The organism is Sphingomonas sp. SL1004, from assembly GCF_057815015.1.
Genome location: NZ_JBYMUX010000001.1, coordinates 3,798,113 through 3,821,182, shown reverse-complemented (window position 1 = coordinate 3,821,182; position 23,070 = coordinate 3,798,113). Strand labels below are relative to the sequence as shown.

Below are 23,070 nucleotides of genomic sequence, written 5' to 3'. Positions count from 1 at the left end.
ACAACGCGAACGGGTTTCCCTCCCCGGTCGTGCCGAGTAAGGACCGCGCGAAGTCGGCACCTGCTCGGGACGAACGGTTATGATGAAGACGACTGTGCTCGCATCTCTAGGGCTGACGCTCGCCGGGTGTGCGTATCCGTACACGCCGCCCGCTCTTGCGCCGATTACGGTGCCGGCTCCCGCATCGACCGCTGCAGCTGCGATGCCGGGCAAAACGCGCGCGCCGGTCACGATCCTGGTGTCGATCGACGGCTTCCGCCCCGATTATCTCGATCGTGGCGTGACGCCCAACCTCAACCGGCTGCGCGTAGGCGGCGTTTTCGCGAGCATGCGGCCGTCGTTTCCGAGCATCACCTTCCCCAATCACTGGACGCTGGTGACGGGCCTGCGCCCCGATCGCAGCGGGATCGTCGGCAACCGGATGGAGGATCCCGCACGGCCGGGCGAGACCTTCACGATGGCGACCGACGATCCGTTCTGGTGGAGCGAAAGCTCGCCGATCTGGGTGGATGCGGAAAAGGCCGGGATCAGGACCGCGACGATGTTCTGGCCGGGCGCCAACGTCGCGGTCGGCGGCACGGCGAAGCCCGACAGCCACGGAGCGATCGACGGAGGCACCCGGCCGGAGGACTGGCAGCAGTTCAACCAGCAGGTGTCCGGCACGCAGCGGGTCAATGCGGTGCTCGACTGGATGCGGCGACCGGCGGCGATCCGGCCCAGGCTGGTGACGCTGTATTTCGATACGGTCGACAGCGCAGGGCATGCCGGCGGGCCCGACAGCGCGGGCGTGACGCAGGCGGTGGCGGACGTCGATACGAGCATCGGCATGCTGGCCGAGGGGCTCGCCGCGCTGGGGCAGCCGGCAAACCTGGTGATCGTCGCCGACCACGGCATGGCCGCGACAAGCAGCACGCGAGTCGTCGCGCTCGATGCGATCGCGGACAAGGCCGACTATCGTACCGTCGAGATGGGGCCGTACGCGACCCTGTTCGCGGTGCCGGGACACGAGGCGGCGCTGGAGGCGCGGTTGCTGACGAAGCACGATCATCTGCAATGCTGGCGGAAAGGCGAAATCCCGGCGCGGTTCCATTATGGGCGCAACCCGCGGGTGCCGAGCTATCTGTGTCTCGCCGATGTCGGCTGGCGGGTCGATCCGAGCGCGCCGACCAAGGCGTCGAGCGGCGGTTCCCACGGGTATGACAACATGGCGGCGGAGATGCGCGCGCTGTTCATCGCCAACGGGCCAGCGTTTGCGCGCGGCAAGACGATTGCGAGCTTCGACAATGTTGCGATCGAGCCTTTGCTACGCGATCTGATCGGGTTGCCGGCCGAAGCGGGACTGGACGGCACCGACGCACCCTTCCAGAAGGTGCTGCAACGATAAGAGGAGAGGTTGTGCAGTATTTCGAGGATATCGAGGTCGGTCGGACCGCGGCGTTCGGTTCCTACGCGGTCACGCGCGAGGAGGTGATGGACTTCGCCGCGAAATACGATCCGCAGCCATTCCACCTGTCCGACGAGGCGGCCGCGCAGACGCATTTCGGACGGTTGTCGGCGAGCGGCTGGCATACGTGCGCGATGGTGATGTCGATGGTGGTCGCGAACCTGAAGGAGAACCGGCAGGCTGGGCTGGGGTCGCCGGGGATCGACGAGCTGAAATGGGTGAAGCCGGTGTATCCGGGGGACACTCTGCGCTGCGAGACCGAGATCCTGGAGAAGCGCGTGTCGGCGAGCCGGCCAGAGATGGGGATCTTCAAGAGCCGGATGCGGGTGTTCAATCAGGACGACGTAATGGTGATGACGTTCGTGTCTAATGGACTGGTGGCGACGCGCCCTGCAGAGACGCCGACCGGCTAATGGGCGGTCTATTGCCCCTCACGATGTCCGGTTTTTTGCCTGACGGAGTGGTTTTTGACGCGAAGGCGCTAAGAGAAGATTTGTTCACGCGGAGACGCGGAGGCGCGGAGAGATTTTAGTATGGCAGAGCTTCGTCGTGAGCTTTGCCGTCGCTGTGAGCGGACAATGCCGCTCTAAAACTACTCTCCGCGTCTCCGCGTGAAAAACTAATCCTTCTCTTCGCGCCCCTTCTGCGAAGCTCAGGACAGGCTTCGCGCCTTCGCGTGAACCTAACCTGCTCTACTTATTGCGCCGGACGACCGCCGCCGCGGTTGCCACCGCCCTGACGACCGCCGCCTTGCCGTCCACCGCCGAAACGCTGGCCACCGCCGCGATTGCCTCGAAACGCGCCGTCGCCACGGTTACCGCGGAAGCCACCTTGCGCTTGTGGCTGCTGTGGGTTGGTGACTTGACCGGGCTGCGTAGGCTGGCCGGGTTGACCGAACTGGCCGCGACCTGGACCACGGCCGCGATCGTCGCCACGGCCGGGGCGGCCGTTGCCGAACTGGCCTTGACCGGGCGTGCCAGGGTTGCCCTGATAGCCGGGGCGATTACCGCGCCAACCACCGTCTCTGCCGCCATTGCCGCGGTTGCCGAAGCCGCCCCAATTGCCGCGACCGCCGTCGTTACGGTTGCCGCGGTACTGCTGGCGCCCCTGCCAATAACGCTGCTGGTCGCCATTCCAACGGTGCGGGCGGCGATAGCGATCGTAGACATAGACGCCCGAGCCGGGATAATAATAATCGCCAGCCCAGCCGTAATAGGAGTTCAGGCCCCCGTAGCCGGCGAACCCGTCATAGGCGCCGCCGTAACCGCCATAGCCCGCTCCATAATAGCCGTCGCCGTAGCCGCCACCGTAATACGGGTCGCTGGCATAACCGACGCCGGCGCCGCCATAGCCGTAGCCATCGGTGCAGCCTGCGACGCCTAGTCCGAGGCCCAGGGCCAAGCCGATAATGCCGAAGCGTTTCATAAACATGGAAATTCTCCCGTACGCGGAGGGCGGACACAACGCGCCGCCATTCGTCGCACAACGGACTCCGTATGTCGCAGGTTCCATGAATGGGGTCTGACGGGGTTTGGGGTTGGCGGGGGTGCGCGTGTGCTTAACCTAACCCGGCATCGCATTCGCAGCGATCAAGTCATGAAGCAAACCGCTACCTCACTACCTCCCCGGCGAAGGCCGGGGTTCAATAGCGATGAAAGAGGTAACGGCGCGCAGCCATCCGTTAGCAACGTTTCCCAATTGGGCCCCGGCCTACGCCGGGGTGGTGACGTATTGGGGTACGCATGACCATTATCAGGTGACCTGCATTAGGTAGCGTGCGTCGGCAAGCGCACGTCAGTGGCCGGGAAAGTGGATCAGTGCGGAAGCTTCGATGCCGTCCGAGCGTAGCGCGTCTGCGCCGCCGAGTGCAGGAAGATCGACCAGGAACTGCGCCTGTGTAACGATCGCCCCCGCCTTGTGGAGCAGGCGGACGGCGGCGCGGGCGGTGCCGCCGGTGGCGATCAGGTCGTCGACCAGCAGGACGCGCGCGCCGGGGGCGAAGGCGTCGGCGTGGATCGCGATGCGGTCGGTGCCGTATTCCAGCGCGTAATCCTCCGCGATCGTTGCGCCGGGTAGCTTGCCGTCCTTGCGGATCAGGAGAACGCCGGCCTTGAGCGGTGCGGCCAAGGCGGCGGCGAACAGGAAGCCGCGGGCTTCGATACCGGCGACGAGATCGACGGGACCCGATACCGCTTCGACCATGCGTTCGATCGCGGTCGCCCAACCTTGCGGGTCGAGCAGCAGCGTCGTGATGTCGCGAAACTGGATGCCGGGCTTGGGGAAGTCCGGGATGGTACGGATCAGCGCCTTGAGGTCGGCATTGCGCTCTTCGGTATCGAGCATGGAAGCTCCCTTCTCTCCGCCCGGAGGCGGCGGATGCGCCGGTGCGCGACACTGCGCGACGGCCGAAACGAAAGCGGCGGACAAGGCACCCTGCCCGTCCGCCGCTCCCTTTATCCGTGCGCCCTTACCGCGGGAGCCGGGCCGTCATCAATGCTTAACGTCGCGCCAGACGTTCTGGTACGCGCCCCAGGCGAGGCCGCAGAAGATCAGGATGAAGATGATCGACGCGAACCCGGCGGCATGGCGCGCCTCGAGGTTGGGCTCGGCGGTCCAGGTCAGGAACGCGGAGACGTCGGTCGACATCTGCTCGATCGTCGGCTTGGTGCCGTCTGCATACGTGACTTGGCCGTCAGACGTCAGTGGTGGCGGCATCGCGATGTTGAGGTTCGCGAAATACGGGTTGTAGTGGAGACCCGTCGGCGTCTTGATGTCCGGGAATTCCTTCAGCAGCGCGGCCGGCTGTGTCGTGTAGCCGGTCAGCAGCGAGTGAACGTACGCGGTGCCTTCCTCGCGTGCCTTGGTTATCAGCGAGAGATCGGGCGGCAGCGCGTTGTTGTTCGCGGCGCGCGCGGCGATCTCGTTCGCGAACGGCGATGGGAAGCGATCCGACGGGATGTTCTTGCGCGTTGCCGGCTCGCCGGTTTCCGGATTGATCGACGGCTGCTCGATCACCCACTGGTTGGCGATCGCCTTAACCTCGGGGTCGGTATAGCCGATCTTGGTCAGGTCGCGGAACGACACCAGCCGCAGCGAGTGGCAGGCCGAGCAGACTTCCTTGTAGACCTGGAACCCGCGCTGGAGTTGGCGACGGTCGAACTTGCCGAACACGCCGTTGGAGGCGAGCTCGAGTTCCTTGGGGTGCTTGTGCGCGACGCTTTCCGCGGTCGGCGCGACGGGGTCGGTGATGACTCCCGCCACGCTGCCGAAGAGCGCGATGCCGAGCACCAGCACGAAGGCCGCGCCGACGATGGAGGCGATGAGACGAACCATGTGTGTGTCCTCTAGTTCGTATCAGTGCGCGGCGTGCGGCGCGGAGGGCGCGGACGCCGTGGACAGCGCGGTCTTCGCAGGGCTGGTGCCGCCGTGCTTGTTCAGCACCGCCTCGGTGATCGAGTTGGGCAGCGGCCGCGGACGCTCGGAGCGCGAGATGATCGGCAGGATGATCAGGAAATGCGCGAAATAATACGCCGCGCAGATTTGGCTGAGGATCACGTAGAACGCGTTCGCCGGCGCGCCACCGCAATAGCCGAGCACGAAAATGTCCGCGACCAGCACCCAGAACGCGATCCGCGCCTTGGGACGGTAGTTCATCGAGCGGACCGGCGAGCTGTCCAGCCAGGGCAGGAAGAACAGCAGCAGGATCGAGCCGAACATCGCCAGCACGCCCCAGAGCTTGGCCGGCAGGATGAAGTCCGCGGTGAAGGCGCGCAGGATCGCGTAGAACGGCCAGAAATACCATTCGGGGACGATGTGCGCGGGCGTCGAAAGCGGGTTCGCCGGGATGTAGTTGTCCGGGTGGCCGAGATAGTTCGGGAAGAAGAACAGCAGGCCGGCGAACACCAGCATGAAGATGCCGAGCCCGAAGCCGTCCTTCGCGGTGTAATAGGGGTGGAACGGGACGGTGTCCTGCTCGCCCTTCACGTCGACGCCGGTCGGGTTGTTCGAGCCTGGGATATGCAGCGCCCAGATGTGCAGGATGATGACGCCCGCGATGACGAACGGCAGCAGGTAATGCAGCGAGAAGAAGCGGTTGAGCGCGGCGTTGTCCGGCGCGAATCCGCCGAGCAGCCAGATGCGGATGGTATCGCCAACCAGCGGGATCGCCGAGAAGAACCCGGTGATGACCTGCGCGCCCCAGAAGCTCATCTGCCCCCAGGGAAGCACGTAGCCCATGAACGCGGTCGCCATCATCAGCAGGAAGATGACCACGCCAAGCAGCCACACCATCTCGCGCGGCGCCTTGTACGAGCCGTAATAGAGCCCGCGGAAGATGTGCGTGTAGACGACGATGAAGAACATCGAGGCGCCGTTCGCGTGGGCGTAGCGCAGGAACCAGCCCGCGTTGACGTCGCGCATGATGCTCTCGACCGAGTCGAACGCGACCGCGCCGTTGGCGGCGTAGTGCATCGCCAGGACGATGCCGGTGACGATCTGAATCGCCAGCGCGGCGCCGGCGAGCACGCCGAAGTTCCAGAAGTAATTGAGGTTGCGCGGGACGGGATAGCCGCCGCCGAGTGAATTGTAGACGAGCCGGGGAACGGGAAGCCGCTCATCCAGCCACCGCGTCAGCGGCAGCTTCGGTTCGTATTGCTTGGCCCAGGGAAAGCTCATGTCGTTTTCCTCAGCCTACCGTGACGACGGTGTCGGAATTGAAGGCGTAGTCCGGAACGTGGAGGTTCGACGGAGCGGGGCCTTTGCGAATGCGTGCGGCGGTGTCGTAGGCCGAACCGTGGCATGGGCAGAAATAGCCGCCGAACGGGCCCTTGTTCTCACCCTCGCCCGCGCCAAGCGGGACGCAGCCGAGATGCGTGCAGACGCCCAGCGTGATCAGCCAGTTCTTCTTGCCCGCCTTGGTACGCTGTTCGAGCGTCTGCGGATCGCGCAAGGTCGAGATATCGACCGCGTCGGCTTCCGAGATTTCCTTCGGCGTCAGGTTGCGGACGAACAGTGGCTGTTTGCGGAACGACGTCTTGATCGCCTGGCCGGGGAGGATCTTCGACAGGTCGATCTCGGTGGTCGACTGCGCGAGCACGTCGGCCGAGGGGTTCATCTGGTTGATCAGCGGCAGGACGATCGCGACCGCGCCGACGCCGGCGAACGAGACGGCGGCGATATTGATGAAATCACGGCGGCGAGGGTCATGGGCCTCTTCGTGAAACGGCTCTGGCGATTCGCCGGGAGGAACCATGTCGTCGACTGTCGCCATTCATCTCGCCCTTGCACGTTATTTTTTTCGTGGCCTGGCGGGGTTTCCGGCTTCGACGAACCGTACGTCCACCCTGCCCGACCGTCCCCACGGAGGCTGACCTTTGATAGACGGCGGGGTGCGGGTTTGCCAACTGCATTTTGCTTTGGGTTACCACCTCGCTACAGGATCGGCCATGCGTATTGCCCTCTACCAGCCCGATATCGCCGGAAACGTCGGCGCGATTCTGCGCACCGCCGCGTGCATGGGGATCGGAGTCGACCTGATCGAACCGATGGGATTTACCTGGAGCGACAAGGCCGTGGCGCGCTCGGGGATGGACTATGTCGGCGCAGTCGACGTGGTGCGGCATGTCGATTGGGACGCGTTCCTGGCGCAGGTTCGCGGGCGGATCGTGCTGCTGACGACGAAGGGGGCGGTGAGGCTGGATGTTGCCGAGTTTCGCGAGGATGACGTTTTGCTGATGGGGAGCGAGGGGGCTGGCGTGCCGGAGGAGGTCCACGGGCGCGCCGATGTGCGCGTGCTGATCCCGATGCGGCCTGGGTTGCGGTCGATGAATATCTCCGTGGCGACCGGGATCGTGGCGGCGGAGGCTTTGCGGCAGACGGGTGGCTGGCCGAGCTAATCCTCCCCGGCACGGGGAGGGGGACCGTGCGAAGCATGGTGGAGGGGGTTCACCGCGAACGTCCCGCTTCGTCATCACAACCGTACCGCTCGCGGAACTCCCCCTCCACCCTTCGGCCAAGTAGCCGAACGGTCCCCCTCCCCGTTCCGGGGAGGATTTGGTAGGGGCGGTATCATGATCGACCTCGACCCCCAGCAAGCCGCCGCCCGCCACTGGTTTGAATCCCTGCGCGACCGCATCTGCGCCGAGTTCGAGGCAATCGAGCGCGAGGCCGGCTCCGACGCTTCGTTCGACTACACGCCGTGGAACCGGATCGATCCGTCGGGCGAGCCGGGCGGCGGTGGAGTGATGGGGGTCATGAAGGGCCGCGTGTTCGAAAAGGTCGGCGTCAACGTCTCGACCGTGGGCGGGACGTTCGAGGGCGAGTTCGCCAAGTCGATCCACGGTGCGGGCGACGACCCGCGGTTCTTCGCGACCGGGATCAGCCTGGTGGCGCACATGGCCAATCCGCACGTGCCCGCGGTGCACATGAACTGCCGGTTCCTTAACACCACCAAGCGCTGGTTCGGCGGCGGCGGCGATCTCAACCCGCCTCTGCCGATCGAGGAGGACACCGCCGACTTTCACGCGACGATGAAGGCGGCGTGCGACGCGCATGATCCGGCGCACTATCCCCGGTTCAAGGAATGGGCCGAGACCTATTTCTATATCCCGCACCGGAAGGTCGGCCGCGGCGTCGGCGGGATCTTCTTCGATCACCTAGATGGCGATTTCGAGACCAACTTCGCCTTCACGCGCGATGTCGGCGAGGCGTTTCTGGACGCCTATCCGCGGATCGTGCGGCGGCGGATGGATATGCCGTTCGATGCGGCCGATGAGGCGCGGATGCTCGAATGGCGCGGGCGCTATGCCGAATTCAATCTCGTCTATGATCGCGGGACGTTGTTCGGGCTGAAGACCGGCGGCAATATCGACGCGATCCTGATGAGCCTGCCGCCGCGCGCTACGTGGTCCTGATATGGCGTTGATCCCGGTCGCCGACGACACGCTCGCGACGATCGTCACGACGCTGGAGATGCGCAAGCGGCCACCGCTGCGGCCGAGCCCGGGATCGCGGTTGCGGCTGGTGCGGTGGGAGCGGCCGGCGCTGGAGAAATACCGCGCGCTGTTCCGGCGGGTAGGAAGCCCGTGGCTCTGGTTCTCGCGGCTGGTGATGGCGGACGAGGCGCTGGCGGCGATCGTGCATGATCCGGGGATCGCGGTGTATGCGGTGCTCGATCCTGCAGGGATCGAGGTCGGGATGCTCGAACTCGATTTCCGCACGGCGGGGGCGTGCGAGATTTCGTATTTTGGGCTGATCCCGGAGCTGGCGGGGCAAGGTCATGGGCGGTGGTTGATGGCGGAGGCTTGCGCGCGGGCCTGGGCCAAGGGGGTGGAGCGGGTTTGGCTGCATACCTGCACGCTGGATCATCCGAGCGCGCTGGGGTTTTATCGGGCGCAGGGGTTCGTGGCGGTGAAGCGGACGATCGAGACGTTTCCGGATCCTCGGGCTTCGGGGGTGTTGCCGGCGGAGACGGCGCCGCAGATTCCATATCTAGGGAAGCGGGGGTAGATCTGAGACGTGTTTCCGCACGATGAGGGAGGCAGCAGCCGCGCCACGAAGCCGAGAAGTCCGGCGTCCAGGAAGGTCGCAACCGAAACTCCCTCTCCCCTCTGGGGAGGGGGCGGGGTGAGGGGCAGCCCCAGGCGGAAACGCCGGCAACTGCCCCAACCCCTCACCCCAACCCTCTCCCCGCAGGGGAGAGGGAGCAATTTGTGCGTGCCTTCCCCGCAGACATTGGCGGCCCCTCAGGCCCGCCCTACCTCGCCAAGCGGCGGTAGGCGGAGATCGCGATCAGGGCCATCGCTATACCGGCCGCCATCGCCGCCACCGCGGCACCGGCATCGACGATCGCGAGCGCCACCGGGTTGGGCTCGCCGCCTTCGCGCAAGGCACGGTCGAGCATCATGAACGGCGCGCCGGCGATCCAGCCGCTGATGTAGCTGAACGCCGCCAGCCCCATCAGCGGCAGCCCTGAACCGCGGCTCAGCACGAGACTGCGACGGATTGCCCCCATGGCGCCGAGCGGCGCTTCGGCGAACAGCGCAGGCCCGGTCAACATCGTCCGGCCGAGGATGTAGAGGCCGGGGATCGCGTACAGCAACAGCCCCGCCCCTGCCGGCAGCGACACGATCACCATCGCCAGCAGGAAGCGCGGGAAGATCCGCAGGCAGCGCGTCAAGGCCTGCCGTAAATCGAGCTGGTCGCGATCGAGATACAACGCGTAGAACAGCGACGTCCCGAAGAAGCTCACCACATAGGCGAGCAGGTACCAGCCGCCATGCGCAGCCGCCCAGGTCTGCACCGCGTCGGCCCAGACCAACGCCTGCGCCTCGCTGTTGCCCGCCGCCGCGTCCGGCATTGGCGGATCGGGAACGACCAAAGCGAGCGCGAACGCGGGCAGGAACAGGAACGGCGCGGCGATCCGCAGCAGCAGGTCGCGGTCGCGCTTGAACAGTGTCCAGGCGTCGGTGAGGACGGTCGCGAAATCGAGCTTCATGGGGTGACGGATTTCTCTCTGACGGCGACATAGAGCTGCGCGGTGAAGACCGCGGCGAGCGCGGTGAAGGCGGTGGTGACGACCGTGCCGGCAATGCCGGCGAGGAAAGTCGCGGTGGTTATGCCGTCGGCGCCGAGTGCCAGACGGAAGATAATCCCGGTCACGGACTGCGCGGCCCAGGTCGAGATCAGCGTGACAATCACGAACAGGATCAACACGCTGATGATCCGCCATGTCAGCCCCTTTGTCAGCTGGATCGACCTGCGCAGCGCGCCGAGGCCGCGGCGTTCGTCGACGATCACCGGGTTGAGCAGCACGAGCCGAGCGCCGAGCCAGATCGCCAGCAGCAGATAGGCGAGAAAATAGAGTGCGCTGAACATCGCGGCATTGCCGACGCCTGGCGTGGCGACGGGCCGTCCGCTCGCCGCTGCGGTGAAATCGAAACCGGCATAGGCCAGTGCGACGATCGGCGGCAACGCGACCACGAGTGCGACGATCGACAACACGAGGGTAATCCCGACCGCCGGCAGCAGACGCGCGCGCGCCTGGCTGCGCGCGGACGCCGCGTCGGTCGCCGGATCGGTGGCGATTGCGACGATGGCGAGCTGTGCCCAGATCATCGCGACGAGCGCGACGAGGGTCAGCAGACCGCCGATCAGCGCGAAGCTCGGCGTCCCCGGTGTCGAGAACGCGACGAAGCCGTCTCGGACGATGCTGGGCAGCAGCATGCCGAGCACCGCGATCGGCGCGATCATGCCGGTGCGCCCGTTGAGCACTTCGACCGTGCGATCCCAGACCGTTCCCATCTTCACCATGCGCTCGGCTCCCCAGCTTTTGTCGGCGATATCGCGTGTCGCGGGGGTTAGCCGATGCCCCCGCGCTTGACCACATGGTTGCAACTGTGGCGGCACGTGCGCAATTGGGATCCGTGACGAACCCCCTCCCCTCCGATATCGAATGGCGTACGAGCGCCGGCCTCACCCCCTATGCGAACGCACTGGCGGAGATGGAGGCGCGGGCGGTCGCGGTCGGCGCGGGCGAGGCGCGCGAACTGCTGTGGATGCTCGAACATCCGCCGGTCTATACCGCGGGCACCAGCGCCGAGCCGGGCGACCTGATCGACGCGCGCTTTCCGGTGATCGCGACCGGTCGCGGGGGGAAATACACCTATCACGGGCCGGGCCAGCGGATCGGCTATGTCGTGCTTGACCTCACCAAGCGCGGGCGTGACGTGCGTTGCTACGTCCACGCACTCGAATCCTGGGTGAGCGCCGCGCTTGGCGAACTGGGCGTCGAGGCGTTCGCGGTCGATGGCCGTGTTGGTATCTGGACGCTCGATCGGGGGAGAGAGGCGAAGATCGGTGCGATCGGGGTCCGCGTGAAACGCTGGGTGACGCTCCACGGCTTCTCGGTCAACGTCGACCCCGACCTGTCGCACTTCGGTGGTATCGTGCCCTGCGGCCTGCCCGAATACGGCGTTACCAGCCTGCAATCGCTCGGCATTTCCGCCGACCTTGCAACTTTCGATGCCGCCCTGGCGTTGACGGCCGATGCTTTCCTTGAAACAGTTTCTTGTCCTTGAGAAAACGAGGCTTGAGGGCAAAGCGTTATCGGATTAATGTCCACTACGATTTGGGTATTAAGGGCGAGCAGCCAGCCAAATCCTCTATCTAGGGAGCTTCCACATGCGTGCACTCATTTCCAAGGTCCTGACCGGTTCGCTGATCGCCAGCGCAGCACTCGCCGTTTCGGCTTGCGGTCCCAAGACCGAGACGACGACCGACAACACGATGGTCACCGACATGAACGCCACTGAAGGCATGGACACCATGACCGACAACATGACCGCAGTCGACGGCGCGTCGAACGGTGGCATGATGGCCAACGACACCATGATGGCGAACGACACGATGATGTCGAACGACACCATGATGACCAACAACGCAATGTAATCTCCGTGGGGATTGCCCGTTTCGGCGGGCAGTTTCCAACTGGAATTACACGGTGTGAAGGGCCGCCCGGGCAACCGGGCGGCCCTTTTCGTTTCGCGGAGGAGCGATGAAGGCCCACCCGAAACTTCGCTTCTCATATGTGATCGTTTCGGATGCGGCGAATAGAGTTCCGCGGCTGGTCGCGTCTCCCGGTCCACCGCTCGCGGGAAAAGGTTAAAATCGCTTGGGAGTTTCCGCGAAACGCTTTAGATTCGACAGCTTGGAATGCCCCTGGGGAGGTTGGAATGAAGGTGTTGCGTACCGCGCTCGCGCTTTGCGTGGCGTCGAGCGGGCTGGCTGTGGCGCAGACCGCGTCGGCGCAGTTCTTTTTGCAGTCGCGCGATTTTTCGGGTGCGGCAGTGACGGGTGAGGAAGCGGACCTCGGCCAGGCTCTACCGGGCGCGACGTCGGCAGAAATGCGTGCGGCGCTGGTGTGGCACATGCGCGCCGCGCTGAACGTGGCTGCGCTGCAATGCCAGTTCGAGCCGACCCTGTTGACCGTGCCGAACTACAACGCGATCCTGGCCGACCACGGCGAGGAACTGAAGGGGTCGTTCGACACGCTGACGAAATACTTCCTGCGCGTGAACAAGGCAGCGGGCCCCAAGGCCGGACAGACCGCGCTCGACCAGTTCGGCACACGCACCTATTCCAGCTTCGCCACGGTCGCCGCGCAATACGGCTTTTGCCAGACCGCCGGGTCGATCGGCCGCGACGCGGTGTTTGCACCGCGCGGGCATTTCGCCGAAGTCGCGCTGGCCCGCTCGCGCGAACTGCGCAACAGCCTGATCCCGTGGGGCGAACAGCGCTTTCCCCGCTATATCGGCCGCGACCGGACCGCGCCGATCGTCCGCCTCGATGCGATCTGCTGGGACAAGAAGGGCGAATGGGTCGCCAAGAAGTGCGGCGCGCAGAACTGGCCGCCGGTTGGAGTCGGGATGGCCGGGCGGTAACGCCTATCCCTTAACCCGACGACTTTTACCCTCACTCTTGCGCCGTCACCCCAGCGAAAGCTGGGGTATCCCGCGGAACGGACGACGACAGTCACACGGGGATATCCCAGCCTTCGCTGGGATGACGGACGGAAAGACATGACGCACCGTACGTAGCGCCGTTCGAATTTTCAGCGCAGACCCAGCAGCTTGTGCGTCTGCAACGACAACCGCCACTGCGGTCGTTGCATCACCATCTCCACGCACGCCTCGCGGTTAGCGTCCGCTTGAGGATCGTCGAGCGGCTGGAGCAGCAGGTTCGCGAAATCCCACGTTTCGACGTCGTCGATGTCTGTGCCGGGCTGCGGCCAGACCAGCTTCAGTTCGTCGCCGGTACGCTGGACGACGATGCTGCCCGCCTTGGGACTGATGCAGACCCAGTCGATGCCGGGATGTGCCCGAATCGTCCCATTGCTCTCCATCGCGATCCGGAAGCCCTCGGCGTGCAGCGCATCGACGATCGCGTCGTCGATCTGGAGCATCGGCTCGCCACCGGTCAGGACGACGAACCGGTCGCGCGCGCCCTCACCCCAGAACCCCGCAACCGCCGCCGCCAGTCCTTGCGCATCGGCGAACTTGCCGCCGCCGAGACCATCGGTGCCGACGAACTCGGTATCGCAGAACTTGCAAATGGCGGTCGCGCGATCCTGTTCGCGCCCCGACCACAGGTTGCACCCTGCGAAGCGCACGAACACCGCGCGGCGGCCGGCATTCACGCCCTCGCCCTGCAGCGTCAGGAACATCTCCTTGACCGCGTAGCTCATGGTTAGATCGGCTTCACGGCGTAACGCGTCGGATCGGCAATACCGGCTTCGTCGAAGCCCTTCGCGCGGAGGCGGCAGCTGTCACACTCGCCGCAATGCAGCGAGCCCGGTGCCGGATCGTAGCATGACCAGCTCAAGCCCAGGTCGAGTCCCAGGCGCGTGCCTTCGCGGACGATATCCGCCTTGGTCATGTGCTGGAGCGGCGCCTGGATGCGGAACGGATCACCCTCGACGCCGGCCTTGGTGGCGAGTTCGGCGAGGCTTTCGAACGCGGCGATGAACTCGGGGCGGCAATCGGGATAGCCCGAATAATCGAGCGCGTTGACGCCGATATAGATGTCGCGCGCGCCCGCAGCTTCGGCCCAGCCGAGTGCCAAGCTGAGGAAAATGGTGTTGCGCGCGGGGACGTAGGTGACGGGGATGCCGCCGCCGTCTTCAGTGCCTACGCCGTCCTTCGGTACGTCGATGTCGGCGGTCAGCGCCGAACCGCCGAACGCGGAGAGGTCCATCGGCAGGACGATGTGGCGCTCGGCACCCAGCGCGTCGGCGATGCGCCGTGCCGCGGCGAGTTCGACGCGATGACGTTGATTATAGTCGAACGATAGCACGAGCAGGCGCTGGCCGGCTTCGCGCGCCATGGCCGCGGATACCATCGAGTCGAGGCCGCCCGACAAAAGGGCGACCGCATAAGGAGCAGGAGATGTCATGATGCGGAGTCCGCTAGGCCAGCGGCGGACAAAAAGAAAGGGCCGCCCAGTCGAGCGGCCCTGAGGTTGGCGCACGAAGCGCCACAAGGGAGAAAAAACGTGCCGAATAAAAGCACGTGATCAGGGGTAGTGGGGGGAGGTAAAGATCGCGTTAACACCTCCTTCCCCCGCCCCTGCGGGGAGAGGGAAGGAGCACCCGCTTGGCTGCGGAAGGGTGAGGGGTAGTTGGGACGAATGTCCCGAGCCTCATGCCCCTCACCCTCCCAGGACTGCGCCGCGGCCCCCTCCCTCTCCCCTGAGGGAAGAGGGTATCAACCCTCCACCGGGACCGGGAATTTCTTCGCGCAGAACGCGCAGTCGACGACGATGAACCCGGTTTCGTCGGCCATCGAGCGCCGTTCCTCGATCGGGAATTTCGAGATCACGCCCTTGATATACTCGGGGTCACAGCGGCACCCGCGCGAGATCGGGATGTCGGCGAGGATGCGAACGTCCTCCTCCTCGTTGAACAGCCGCCACACCAAGGTCTCCAGCGGCAGCGTCGCGTCGGTCAGTTCGTCCACGCTTATCGTCGAGCCGAGCGTCGCGACATGCTCCCATTCCGGATGGTCGAGCTTGGTATGCAGCCGCTCACGCCCGTCCTCGCCCTCTGGCAGATGCTGGAGGAACAGCCCGCCGGACACACAGCGACCGTCGGGTCCCTTCGCCATGCCGGTGCGCACCATCGTCGGGATCTGCTCGGACTGCGTGAAATAGCTCTGCGCTGCCTCCGACAGCGTATCGCCGTCGAGCGGGACGATGCCCTGATAGCGCTCGTTGCTGCTGGCCATGTCAAAGGTGATCGCGAGATAGCCGGCGCCGAACAGCGCGAACAACGATGGCTCGGCCGGCGCTTCGGCGAGCTTGTCCGCGTCGTATTCGATATAGCCGCGCACTTCGCCACCACGGTAATCGCAGACGAGCAGCTGGACGACGCCGTTGTCGGTGCGCGTCTGCATCGTCAGCTGTCCGCTGGCGTCCTTGAGCGTCGAACCGATCAGCGCGGCAAGCGTCAGCGCCTCGGCGAGCAGTTTCTCGATCGCGGGGGGATAGGCGTGTGCGCGGAGCACTTCGTCGAGCGCGGTGCCAAGCCGGACGATCCGGCCGCGGGCACTCCGCGCGGGGATTGCGAAAGCCAGCGCGCGGTCGAGATCGGTCATGTTGGGGTCGTTCATCGATGAGAAGATGGGGAGCGAGGACGGCGGGTCAACCCGATCCTCCATCCGTCACCTCAACGGACGCCGGGGTATCTTCCTTGGCGGACGTCGCGACTCGAACCGGGAGATCCCAGCTTTCGCTGGGATGACGGGAACAGTAGGAATGACGTCGACGGCCGAAACGACGGCTCAGCCAGTCGCGATCAACCGATCTGGCCGAAACACCAGCGCAGCACCGACTTCTGCGCGTGCAGCCGGTTCTCGGCCTCCTGCCAGATCAGCGACTGCGGGCCATCGATCACCTCGGGCGTCACTTCCTCGCCGCGGTGCGCGGGGAGGCAGTGGAGGAAGTTCGCGTCCGGCTTGGCGAGCGCCATCAGCGCGGCGTCGACCTGGTACGGCGTCAGCGCCTTGAGCTTGGTCTCTGCATGCGCCTGACCCATCGAGATCCAGGTGTCGGTGACGACGATGTCCGCCCCCTCGACCGCCTCGCGCGGCGTCGACACGATACGCGCCCGGCCCTTGCCCAGCGCCATATCGGCTTCGGTCGGCATATACCCCTGCGGGCACGCCGCGACGACGTCGAACTGCATCAGCCCGGCCGCCTCGACGATCGACGCGAGCACGTTGTTGCCATCGCCCAGCCACGCGACCTTGAGCCCGGGCAGTGCCTTGCCGCTCTCGATGATCGTCAGCAGGTCGGCCATGATCTGGCACGGGTGCGACGCGTCGGTCAGGCCGTTGATGACCGGGACCGAGGCGTAATGCGCCATCTCCTCGATCTTGGCGTGATCGTCGGTACGGATCATGATCGCATCGACATAGCCCGACAGGATGCGCGCGGTGTCGGCGACCGACTCGCCGCGGCCGAGCTGCATCGACCCTGCGTCGGACACGATCGAGGTGCCGCCGAGCTGGCGGATCGCCATGTCGAACGAGAAGCGCGTGCGGGTGGAATTCTTCTCGAACACCATCGCGAGCGTGTGGCCGGCGAGCGGCGCGTCAGCGTCGGCGCGGCCCTTGGGGAAGCCCGCGCGCGCCGCCTTGCGGTCGAGTGCATCGGCCAGCATCGCGGCGATGCCGTCGGCTCCGGCGTCGGTGAGATTCAGGAAATGGCGCATTATTCCTCCCCGGCACGGGGAGGGGGACCGTTCGCATAGCGAATGGTGGAGGGAGTTTCGGGTCGGATCACCCCCCGGGTGATCCTCGAACATACTGGGTATGTTCGACCTGAAACTTTCCACGAACGCAACACTTCGGGGCGATCCCCCTCCACCATGCTTCGCATGGTCCCCCTCCCCGTTCCGGGGAGGATTTTAAGTCAATCGTCGGCGGCCGGCACGTACACGCGGGCCGCGGTCGACAGCTTGTCGATGCATTCGGCGATGTGGCTCTCGTCGATCACCAGCGGCGGCAGGATGCGGACGACGTTCTCGCCCGCCGACACCAGCAGCAGATTGTGATGATCGCGCGCGAACGCGACGAACGCACGACTGTCGCTCTTGAGCTTCAGCCCGAGCATCAGGCCGGTGCCGCGGACGCTGTCGAACAGGTGATCGTGGTTGGGGATCATCTGTTCGAGCGCCTGCCGCAACCGGTCGCCCATTGCCGTGACGTTCTCGAGAAAGCCCTCCTCGAGCATCACGTCGAGGATCGCCTCGCCCGCCGCCATCCCTAGCGGATTGCCGCCATAGGTGGAGCCGTGCGTACCCGCGACCATGCCCTTGGCCGCCTCCTCGGTCGCGAGGCACGCACCCAGCGGGAAGCCGCCGCCGATACCCTTGGCGACCGCCATGATGTCCGGCGTGATGCCGTACAACTCGTGCGCGAAGAACTTGCCGGTGCGCCCATAGCCGCACTGGACTTCGTCGAGCACTAGCAGCAGGCCGTGCTCGTCGCAGGCTTTGCGCAAGCCGGTCAGGAACTCGTGGCTTGCCTGGCGGATACCGCCCTCGCCCTGGATCGGCTCGACCAGAAATCCGGCGGTGTTGTCGTCGATCAGCGCGAGCGCGCCTTCGAGATCGTTGAACTTGGCGTAAGCGAACCCTGGCAACAACGGCTCGAACCCGTCGCGCATCTTCGCCTGGTTGGTCGCCGAGATCGCGCCGAGCGTACGCCCATGGAACGCGGTGTCGAACGTGATCAGCGTGTGCCGCTGCGGATTGCCGTTGGCGAAGTGATAGCGCCGCGCGGTCTTGATCGCACACTCGACCGCTTCCGCACCCGAATTGGTGAAGAACACGGTGTCGGCAAACGTGTTGTCGACGAGCCGCTGCGCGAGATGCTCGCCCTGTGGCGACCCGTACAGGTTGGACACGTGCATCAGCGTCGCGGCCTGATCCGCGATCGCCTTGGTCAGATGCGGATGCGCGTGGCCGAGCGCGTTGACCGCGATGCCGCTGGCGAAATCGAGATATTGCTGGCCGTCCTCGCCGTAGAGGTACACGCCCTCGCCTCGGACCGGACGCACGCCACACCGCGGGTAGACGGGCATGAGCGGGGTGATGGTCACAAGCGCTTCCTTTTCCGAAACGAGAAGGGCGACCCATTGGCCGCCCGGATGCGCCTAATACGAGCGCAGTAGGAGATGCGTCAACCTTGGCTGGCGCGACGCCACGTCAAACTTTGGCTCGGCGTAGCGCCTCGTTCATCCGCGATTGCCAGCCGGGGCCGGTGGCGCGGAACTTGTCGAGCACGTCGGGATCGAGCCGTAGGGTCACAGCCTTCTTGATGGGTGCCGATTGCGGGCCGCGACGACGCACCAATAACGCGGCAACCTCGGGCGGCAGCATTTCGGACGCTGGCCGGGCCTTGGCGATCATCTCGTCGGTCCAGATCGGATTGTCGTCATAGTCCGGCGGCGGCGGCCCCTTACTCATAACGCCTCATTTCCTTCTCATGCGCTCTGCGAAAGCTGATGACTCGAGCCGCAGCTCCGGAAACCGTGAAGACGACGCAATATCCCCGTCCGCCGATACGGCCGCGTGCCAACAACCGAGTTTCGCCGTAATCGTGTCGATCATCTAAATAGATGCTCGGATCGGTATCGAAACCCCGGAATTCGGCCAGAGACAAGCCGTGCTTGGCGATATTCGCAGAGTCCTTTGCAGGATCGAACGTAATCTCCATCTAGCCCCCCAGCTCAAATTGTCAATACGATTTACCTATGCATCGATCGCTTCCTCGTCCATCCGGCCTGCATTCTCCTGAATGAACGCGAACCTGTGCGCGGGGTTGTTGCCCATTAGCCGGTCGACGAGATCCTTCACCTGTGCGCGCTCTTCATATTCCTGCGGCAGCGTGATGCGGAGCATGCCGCGGGTGGCGGGGTCCATCGTGGTTTCGCGGAGCTGGCTCGGGTTCATCTCGCCGAGGCCCTTGAAGCGGCCGACATCGACCTTCTTGCCCTTGAATACGGTGCGTTCGAGTTCGGCGCGGTGCGCGTCGTCGCGAGCGTACACGCTCTTGGTGCCCACGGTGAGACGGTAGAGTGGTGGCTGCGCGAGGTAGAGGTGCCCGCGGCGGACGAGTTCGGGCATCTCCTGGAAGAAGAACGTCATCAACAGCGTGGCGATGTGCGCGCCGTCGACGTCGGCGTCGGTCATGATGACGATGCGTTCGTAGCGCAGCGTATCGGGCGTGCAGTCCTTCCGCGTGCCGCAGCCTAGCGCGAGCGTGAGGTCGGCAATTTCCTGGTTGGCGAAGATCTTTGCGCTGGTGGCCGACGCGACGTTGAGGATCTTGCCGCGGATCGGGAGGATCGCCTGCGTTTTCCGGTCACGCGCCTGCTTGGCCGAACCGCCTGCAGAATCGCCTTCGACGATGAAGAGTTCGGTGCCTTCTGGCGAGTTGGCGGAGCAGTCGGTGAGCTTGCCCGGCAGCCGCAGTTTTCGCGCGGAGGTCGCGGTCTTGCGCTTGACGTCGCGCTCCTGCTTGCGACGCAGGCGTTCGTCCATCCGCTCCAGCACATAGTTCAGCAGCGCCTTGCCGCGCTCCATGTTGTGGCTGAGGAAATGGTCGAAATGATCGCGGACCGCCTTCTCGACGAGGCCGGCGGCTTCGGGGCTCGTCAGGCGATCCTTGGTCTGGCTCTGGAATTGCGGCTCGCGGATGAAGACCGACAACATCAGTTCGCTGCCGACCATGACGTCGTCCGCGCTGATATCCTTGGTCTTCTTGTTGCCGACGAGATCGCCGAACGCACGAAGCCCGCGGACCAGCGCCTGGCGAAGGCCCTGTTCGTGCGTGCCGCCGTCGGGGGTCGGGATGGTGTTGCAATACCAGCTGTACGAGCCGTCGCTCCACAGCGGCCATGCGACCGCCCATTCGACGCGGCCCTGTGTCTCGCCATTCGCGCTCGGGAAGTCCTGCGAGCCGGAGAAGAAGTCGGAGGTTGCGCATTCGCGGCCGGCGATCTGGTCGCGGAGGTGATCCGCCAGGCCGCCGGGGAACTGGAACACGGCTTGCGCGGGCGTGTCGTCGCCGATCAGGTCGGGTGCACAGTGCCAGCGGATCTCGACGCCGGCGAAAAGATACGCCTTCGAGCGGACGAGCTTGTAGAGGCGCTGCGGCTTGAAGTTAAGCTCGGTGCCGAAGATCTCGGTATCGGGCGTGAAGGCGACGCTGGTACCGCGGCGGTTCGGCGTTGGCCCGAGATGTTCGATCGGCCCAAGCGTCAGTCCCTTGGCAAAGCGCTGACGGTAAAGCTGGCGGTCCCGCGCGACCTCGACGACCGTATCGGACGACAGCGCGTTGACGACGCTGATGCCGACGCCGTGCAGGCCGCCGCTTGTCGCATAGGCCTTGCCCGCAAACTTGCCGCCCGAATGAAGCGTCGAGAGGATCACCTCCAGCGCGGACTTGTCCGGGAACTTCGGATGCGGGTCGACCGGGATGCCGCGGCCATTGTCGACGATCGTCAGGCGATTGTTCGCCTCCAGCGTGACTTCGATCCGCGTCGCGTGGCCGGCAACCGCCTCGTCCATCGCGTTGTCGAGCACTTCGGCGGCGAGATGATGCAGCGCGCGCTCGTCGGTACCGCCGACGTACATGCCGGGGCGGCGGCGGACGGGTTCGAGGCCTTCGAGCACCTCGATCGAGGAGGCATCATAGGTATTGGCGGCGGTTTTGCCGGCGCCGGGTGCGCCGGGGGACGCGAACAGATCTTCAGCCATGGCGCGAGCGTAGCCGCAGGCGTCGGACAAAGCCACAGGCTCCGTTTGTTCTCCCTGTCACCCGAAAGTCACACTGATCCAGATTGTTGCGACAGCGGGATAATTTTCCGGCGATCGGCCGTTTATGAAAAACCTGTCATGAAGTTTCCGGGAGTGAATATGACTAAGACGATGATGGTGGCGCTCGCAGGCGTTGCCGCACTGGGTTTCGCGGCGCCTGCCGCTGCGCAGGACGTAACCGACGAAGCTCCGTTCAGTGGTGTCTATGTCGGCGGCTCGTTCGGCTATGACGTGCAGCCCAACGACAATGGCGAGACGATCGCGTTCGATCGCAATCTGGACGGCGTCTTCGGCGACACCATCTCGACTGCGACCGCCGCCAATGCGTTTTCGCCGGGCTTCTGCAACGGTCGCGCAACCAGCAACACCGCGCCCGCTGCTGGTGGTCGTGGTTGCCGTAGCGACAAGGACGGCATCGGCTATTCGGCACGGGTCGGCGCGGATTACCAGCGCGGCAACATCGTCGTCGGCGTGGTCGGCGAGTTCGGCAAGAACGAGATCAGCGACAGCGTCACCGCCTTCAGCACGACGCCGGCCTTCTACACGATGACGCGCGACCTGAAGTGGGAAGCATCGGCCCGCGGCCGTCTCGGCTATGCGGCCAACACGACGCTGTTCTACGGCACGTTCGGTGTCGGCTATGCCAACATCGACAACAGCTTCACGACCGGCAACACCGCCAACACCTTCACCACCAACGGTGGCAGCAAGGAATGGGGCATCGTCGGTGGCGGCGGCATTGAGCAGAAGCTGGGCAAGAACTTCTCGGTCGGTCTGGAATATCAGTACCACCAGTATCAGGACAATGACTACCGCGTCCGCGCAGCCGGCGGCCCCGCTGGCGGTCCGTTCACGCGCGGCAACGCGTCGGGCACCGACTTCCGTCGCAATTCCCAGGATTTCCGCTGGCACAGCCTGCGCGCCACGGCTGCGTTTCGGTTTTGAGGCGAAGGGCGGCGTGCGCCAAGCTGGCGCAGGACTCGCCCAAGCCCGGCCGGCGCGGTTCACCGCGGCCGACGACATGGGCTTTGCCCATGGCTAGCTGATATAGAAAAGGCCGCTTCCTCACACGGGGAAGCGGCCTTTTTTGTTTCGTGCGCAGCGTGTTTCCCCGCGAAGGCGGGGATCCAGACTGGGCTCCCGCCTCCGCGGGAGAACAAGGTGGGGATGCTCGCCCTCAACCTCGTCCACCACCCCGGCGAAGGCCGGGGCCCAATTGGGCAACGTAGTCAACTGAGCGAAACCCGTCATCACCATGACCTTCCCAATTGGGCCCCGGCCTTCGCCGGGGTGGTGTAACAGTCAGAAAAAAAGGCCGCTTCCTCACCCGAGGAAGCGGCCTTTTCTATATCACGCTAGCCATGGGCAAAGCCCATGTCGTCGGCCGCGGCTAGCCGCGCCGGCCGGGCTTGGGCGAGTCCTGCGCCAGGTTAGCGCAGGCCGCCCCGCGCCTTACCTCGGCCGCGGACCGCCGAACGGGAGCGGCGGAGTCGGGCGACGGTCGCGCCGCGGCAGCTGTGCCTGGTACGCATGGCCGCAATGATCGACGCAATACGGGAAGCCCGGGTTCACCGCCTTGCCGCAAAAGTGAAAGTCGGGCTCGCCGGGATGACCGAGCGGCCATTTGCAGATCCGGTCGTTCAATTCGAGCAGGCTCGTCTTGTTCGCCATTTCGGGCGACGGCTTGGCGGGTACCAGGCGACGTGGCGGTGCGGGCGTGCTCGGTGGCTGTTGCTCGCCGGGTGCCTGACGGAGGAATCCGCCGGGACCGACCGAGCGCAGGATCGGCTGTGGCGCGCGGACGGGGGCGACGACCGCCGGAGCCTCGTCCTCATCTTCGTCCTCGTCCTCCTCCGGCTCTTCGGCGACGGGCTCGGGCTCGACCGGTGCCGCGGGCTTGGTCGCTGCCACGACTGGCGGTGCGACCGGTGCGGGCTTGGGGGCCTCGACCTCGACCGGCTCCGGTGCCGCGACCGGCTCGGGGGCTGCCGCTGCAGCCGAGGCCGATACTTCAGCGGCAGCAGCCGCCTTCGCCTCGGGATCGTTCGGCTTCACCGGCGACGGGCGCGCCTGCAGCTCGAGGCGGTGCGCCTTGCCGATGACGGCGTTGCGGCTGACGCCACCCAGGGCTTCGGCGATCTGGCTGGCGGTCTGGCCGGCCTCCCACATCGTCTTGAGCGTCTGGATGCGCTCGTCGGTCCAGGACATGTTCGTTCCTCAGTCTTGCTCAGCCGGGTTGCGGGCGGCA

Annotated in this window: 25 protein-coding genes; 9 read left to right on the top strand and 16 right to left on the bottom strand. The window is 65.3% G+C overall.

The window, feature by feature from the left end:
* The first annotated feature begins 82 nt into the window (after positions 1 to 82).
* Positions 83 to 1,384, top strand: a complete 1,302-nt coding sequence (locus AC3D24_RS17525; protein ID WP_489032396.1) for an alkaline phosphatase family protein — start codon at positions 83 to 85, stop codon at positions 1,382 to 1,384.
* Positions 1,385 to 1,395: 11 nt separating this feature from the next.
* Positions 1,396 to 1,857 carry a MaoC family dehydratase gene (locus AC3D24_RS17520; protein WP_489032395.1) on the top strand — a complete coding sequence of 154 codons (462 nt, stop codon included), beginning with the start codon at positions 1,396 to 1,398 and terminating at the stop codon, positions 1,855 to 1,857.
* A gap of 283 nt (positions 1,858 to 2,140) precedes the next feature.
* On the opposite strand, the gene AC3D24_RS17515 is transcribed toward AC3D24_RS17520, so the two are convergent.
* The 5 genes from AC3D24_RS17515 to petA all read right to left on the bottom strand — a co-directional run bounded on the left by AC3D24_RS17515 (position 2,141) and on the right by petA (position 6,695).
* Positions 2,141 to 2,875, bottom strand: a complete 735-nt coding sequence (locus AC3D24_RS17515; protein ID WP_489032394.1) for a hypothetical protein — start codon at positions 2,873 to 2,875, stop codon at positions 2,141 to 2,143.
* Positions 2,876 to 3,238: 363 nt separating this feature from the next.
* Positions 3,239 to 3,787 (bottom strand): adenine phosphoribosyltransferase, encoded by a 549-nt coding sequence (locus tag AC3D24_RS17510; RefSeq protein WP_489032393.1) that lies wholly within the window; start codon positions 3,785 to 3,787, stop codon positions 3,239 to 3,241.
* A 147-nt stretch (positions 3,788 to 3,934) separates the two neighbouring features.
* Positions 3,935 to 4,777, bottom strand: coding sequence for a cytochrome c1 (locus AC3D24_RS17505; protein ID WP_489032392.1), 843 nt, complete (start codon positions 4,775 to 4,777; stop codon positions 3,935 to 3,937).
* A 21-nt stretch (positions 4,778 to 4,798) separates the two neighbouring features.
* Positions 4,799 to 6,118, bottom strand: coding sequence for a cytochrome b (locus AC3D24_RS17500; protein ID WP_489032391.1), 1,320 nt, complete (start codon positions 6,116 to 6,118; stop codon positions 4,799 to 4,801).
* A 10-nt stretch (positions 6,119 to 6,128) separates the two neighbouring features.
* Positions 6,129 to 6,695, bottom strand: coding sequence for a ubiquinol-cytochrome c reductase iron-sulfur subunit (gene petA, locus AC3D24_RS17495; protein ID WP_056489394.1), 567 nt, complete (start codon positions 6,693 to 6,695; stop codon positions 6,129 to 6,131).
* Between the two features lie 193 nt (positions 6,696 to 6,888).
* Between petA and AC3D24_RS17490 the strand changes: the two genes are divergently transcribed.
* The 3 genes from AC3D24_RS17490 (at position 6,889) to AC3D24_RS17480 (ending at position 8,950) form a co-directional block, all read left to right on the top strand.
* Positions 6,889 to 7,338: a tRNA (cytidine(34)-2'-O)-methyltransferase gene (locus AC3D24_RS17490; protein ID WP_489032390.1), complete on the top strand. Its 450-nt coding sequence runs from the start codon at positions 6,889 to 6,891 to the stop codon at positions 7,336 to 7,338.
* A 174-nt stretch (positions 7,339 to 7,512) separates the two neighbouring features.
* Positions 7,513 to 8,355 carry an oxygen-dependent coproporphyrinogen oxidase gene (hemF, locus tag AC3D24_RS17485; protein ID WP_489032389.1) on the top strand — a complete coding sequence of 281 codons (843 nt, stop codon included), beginning with the start codon at positions 7,513 to 7,515 and terminating at the stop codon, positions 8,353 to 8,355.
* 1 nt (position 8,356) lies between these two features.
* Complete coding sequence (locus tag AC3D24_RS17480) at positions 8,357 to 8,950, top strand: GNAT family N-acetyltransferase (protein WP_489032388.1); 594 nt, start codon at positions 8,357 to 8,359, stop codon at positions 8,948 to 8,950.
* A 247-nt stretch (positions 8,951 to 9,197) separates the two neighbouring features.
* On the opposite strand, the gene AC3D24_RS17475 is transcribed toward AC3D24_RS17480, so the two are convergent.
* Both AC3D24_RS17475 and AC3D24_RS17470 read right to left on the bottom strand, forming a co-directional pair.
* Positions 9,198 to 9,938 carry a hypothetical protein gene (locus tag AC3D24_RS17475; protein ID WP_489032387.1) on the bottom strand — a complete coding sequence of 247 codons (741 nt, stop codon included), beginning with the start codon at positions 9,936 to 9,938 and terminating at the stop codon, positions 9,198 to 9,200.
* The gene (locus AC3D24_RS17470) at positions 9,935 to 10,753 is read right to left on the bottom strand and encodes a hypothetical protein (protein WP_489032386.1); all 819 of its coding nucleotides are present in this window, start codon (positions 10,751 to 10,753) and stop codon (positions 9,935 to 9,937) included. Before AC3D24_RS17470 ends, AC3D24_RS17475 begins: the two co-directional genes overlap by 4 nt.
* 74 nt (positions 10,754 to 10,827) lie before the next feature.
* Between AC3D24_RS17470 and lipB the strand changes: the two genes are divergently transcribed.
* The 3 genes from lipB to AC3D24_RS17455 all read left to right on the top strand — a co-directional run bounded on the left by lipB (position 10,828) and on the right by AC3D24_RS17455 (position 12,882).
* Complete coding sequence (lipB, locus tag AC3D24_RS17465) at positions 10,828 to 11,520, top strand: lipoyl(octanoyl) transferase LipB (RefSeq protein ID WP_489032385.1); 693 nt, start codon at positions 10,828 to 10,830, stop codon at positions 11,518 to 11,520.
* Between the two features lie 103 nt (positions 11,521 to 11,623).
* Positions 11,624 to 11,890, top strand: a complete 267-nt coding sequence (locus tag AC3D24_RS17460; RefSeq protein ID WP_055881015.1) for a hypothetical protein — start codon at positions 11,624 to 11,626, stop codon at positions 11,888 to 11,890.
* A 284-nt stretch (positions 11,891 to 12,174) separates the two neighbouring features.
* On the top strand, positions 12,175 to 12,882 hold the full coding sequence (locus AC3D24_RS17455; protein WP_489032384.1) for a hypothetical protein: 708 nt from the start codon (positions 12,175 to 12,177) through the stop codon (positions 12,880 to 12,882).
* Positions 12,883 to 13,052: 170 nt separating this feature from the next.
* On the opposite strand, the gene queE is transcribed toward AC3D24_RS17455, so the two are convergent.
* The 8 genes from queE to parE form a co-directional block, all read right to left on the bottom strand.
* Positions 13,053 to 13,685 carry a 7-carboxy-7-deazaguanine synthase gene (gene queE / locus AC3D24_RS17450; protein ID WP_489032383.1) on the bottom strand — a complete coding sequence of 211 codons (633 nt, stop codon included), beginning with the start codon at positions 13,683 to 13,685 and terminating at the stop codon, positions 13,053 to 13,055.
* Positions 13,686 to 13,687: 2 nt separating this feature from the next.
* The gene (gene queC / locus AC3D24_RS17445) at positions 13,688 to 14,392 is read right to left on the bottom strand and encodes a 7-cyano-7-deazaguanine synthase QueC (protein ID WP_489032382.1); all 705 of its coding nucleotides are present in this window, start codon (positions 14,390 to 14,392) and stop codon (positions 13,688 to 13,690) included.
* A gap of 311 nt (positions 14,393 to 14,703) precedes the next feature.
* On the bottom strand, positions 14,704 to 15,591 hold the full coding sequence (hslO, locus tag AC3D24_RS17440) for an Hsp33 family molecular chaperone HslO (protein WP_489032381.1): 888 nt from the start codon (positions 15,589 to 15,591) through the stop codon (positions 14,704 to 14,706).
* Between the two features lie 200 nt (positions 15,592 to 15,791).
* Entirely contained in the window at positions 15,792 to 16,709 is a 918-nt protein-coding gene (gene argF, locus AC3D24_RS17435; RefSeq protein WP_489032380.1) for an ornithine carbamoyltransferase, read from the bottom strand.
* A 200-nt stretch (positions 16,710 to 16,909) separates the two neighbouring features.
* Entirely contained in the window at positions 16,910 to 18,100 is a 1,191-nt protein-coding gene (locus AC3D24_RS17430) for an aspartate aminotransferase family protein (protein WP_489032379.1), read from the bottom strand.
* Between the two features lie 106 nt (positions 18,101 to 18,206).
* Positions 18,207 to 18,467: a BrnA antitoxin family protein gene (locus AC3D24_RS17425; RefSeq protein ID WP_489032378.1), complete on the bottom strand. Its 261-nt coding sequence runs from the start codon at positions 18,465 to 18,467 to the stop codon at positions 18,207 to 18,209.
* Complete coding sequence (locus AC3D24_RS17420; RefSeq protein WP_489032377.1) at positions 18,460 to 18,717, bottom strand: BrnT family toxin; 258 nt, start codon at positions 18,715 to 18,717, stop codon at positions 18,460 to 18,462. Before AC3D24_RS17420 ends, AC3D24_RS17425 begins: the two co-directional genes overlap by 8 nt.
* A 35-nt stretch (positions 18,718 to 18,752) precedes the next feature.
* Positions 18,753 to 20,762 (bottom strand): DNA topoisomerase IV subunit B, encoded by a 2,010-nt coding sequence (gene parE, locus AC3D24_RS17415; protein ID WP_489032376.1) that lies wholly within the window; start codon positions 20,760 to 20,762, stop codon positions 18,753 to 18,755.
* Between the two features lie 159 nt (positions 20,763 to 20,921).
* Here parE and AC3D24_RS17410 point away from each other — a divergent pair, with 159 nt between their 5' ends.
* A complete protein-coding gene (locus AC3D24_RS17410) occupies positions 20,922 to 21,767 on the top strand; it encodes an outer membrane protein (protein WP_489032375.1) in 846 nt (281 codons plus the stop codon).
* 507 nt (positions 21,768 to 22,274) lie between these two features.
* On the opposite strand, the gene AC3D24_RS17405 is transcribed toward AC3D24_RS17410, so the two are convergent.
* Entirely contained in the window at positions 22,275 to 23,030 is a 756-nt protein-coding gene (locus tag AC3D24_RS17405; protein WP_489032374.1) for a GcrA family cell cycle regulator, read from the bottom strand.
* Between the last annotated feature and the right edge of the window lie 40 nt (positions 23,031 to 23,070).

Coding starts and splice junctions, on each gene's coding strand:
- parE (WP_489032376.1), bottom strand. CDS start 20,762: ATGGCTGAAGATCTGTTCGCGTCCCCCGGCGCACCCGGCGCCGGCAAA.
- hemF (WP_489032389.1), top strand. CDS start 7,513: ATGATCGACCTCGACCCCCAGCAAGCCGCCGCCCGCCACTGGTTTGAA.
- AC3D24_RS17480 (WP_489032388.1), top strand. CDS start 8,357: ATGGCGTTGATCCCGGTCGCCGACGACACGCTCGCGACGATCGTCACG.
- queE (WP_489032383.1), bottom strand. CDS start 13,685: ATGAGCTACGCGGTCAAGGAGATGTTCCTGACGCTGCAGGGCGAGGGC.
- AC3D24_RS17455 (WP_489032384.1), top strand. CDS start 12,175: ATGAAGGTGTTGCGTACCGCGCTCGCGCTTTGCGTGGCGTCGAGCGGG.
- AC3D24_RS17505 (WP_489032392.1), bottom strand. CDS start 4,777: ATGGTTCGTCTCATCGCCTCCATCGTCGGCGCGGCCTTCGTGCTGGTG.
- petA (WP_056489394.1), bottom strand. CDS start 6,695: ATGGTTCCTCCCGGCGAATCGCCAGAGCCGTTTCACGAAGAGGCCCAT.
- AC3D24_RS17515 (WP_489032394.1), bottom strand. CDS start 2,875: ATGTTTATGAAACGCTTCGGCATTATCGGCTTGGCCCTGGGCCTCGGA.
- hslO (WP_489032381.1), bottom strand. CDS start 15,591: ATGACCGATCTCGACCGCGCGCTGGCTTTCGCAATCCCCGCGCGGAGT.
- AC3D24_RS17475 (WP_489032387.1), bottom strand. CDS start 9,938: ATGAAGCTCGATTTCGCGACCGTCCTCACCGACGCCTGGACACTGTTC.
- AC3D24_RS17510 (WP_489032393.1), bottom strand. CDS start 3,787: ATGCTCGATACCGAAGAGCGCAATGCCGACCTCAAGGCGCTGATCCGT.
- AC3D24_RS17525 (WP_489032396.1), top strand. CDS start 83: ATGAAGACGACTGTGCTCGCATCTCTAGGGCTGACGCTCGCCGGGTGT.
- AC3D24_RS17420 (WP_489032377.1), bottom strand. CDS start 18,717: ATGGAGATTACGTTCGATCCTGCAAAGGACTCTGCGAATATCGCCAAG.
- AC3D24_RS17460 (WP_055881015.1), top strand. CDS start 11,624: ATGCGTGCACTCATTTCCAAGGTCCTGACCGGTTCGCTGATCGCCAGC.
- lipB (WP_489032385.1), top strand. CDS start 10,828: ATGGTTGCAACTGTGGCGGCACGTGCGCAATTGGGATCCGTGACGAAC.
- queC (WP_489032382.1), bottom strand. CDS start 14,392: ATGACATCTCCTGCTCCTTATGCGGTCGCCCTTTTGTCGGGCGGCCTC.
- argF (WP_489032380.1), bottom strand. CDS start 16,709: ATGCGCCATTTCCTGAATCTCACCGACGCCGGAGCCGACGGCATCGCC.
- AC3D24_RS17405 (WP_489032374.1), bottom strand. CDS start 23,030: ATGTCCTGGACCGACGAGCGCATCCAGACGCTCAAGACGATGTGGGAG.
- AC3D24_RS17425 (WP_489032378.1), bottom strand. CDS start 18,467: ATGAGTAAGGGGCCGCCGCCGCCGGACTATGACGACAATCCGATCTGG.
- AC3D24_RS17490 (WP_489032390.1), top strand. CDS start 6,889: ATGCGTATTGCCCTCTACCAGCCCGATATCGCCGGAAACGTCGGCGCG.
- AC3D24_RS17470 (WP_489032386.1), bottom strand. CDS start 10,753: ATGGTGAAGATGGGAACGGTCTGGGATCGCACGGTCGAAGTGCTCAAC.
- AC3D24_RS17410 (WP_489032375.1), top strand. CDS start 20,922: ATGACTAAGACGATGATGGTGGCGCTCGCAGGCGTTGCCGCACTGGGT.
- AC3D24_RS17500 (WP_489032391.1), bottom strand. CDS start 6,118: ATGAGCTTTCCCTGGGCCAAGCAATACGAACCGAAGCTGCCGCTGACG.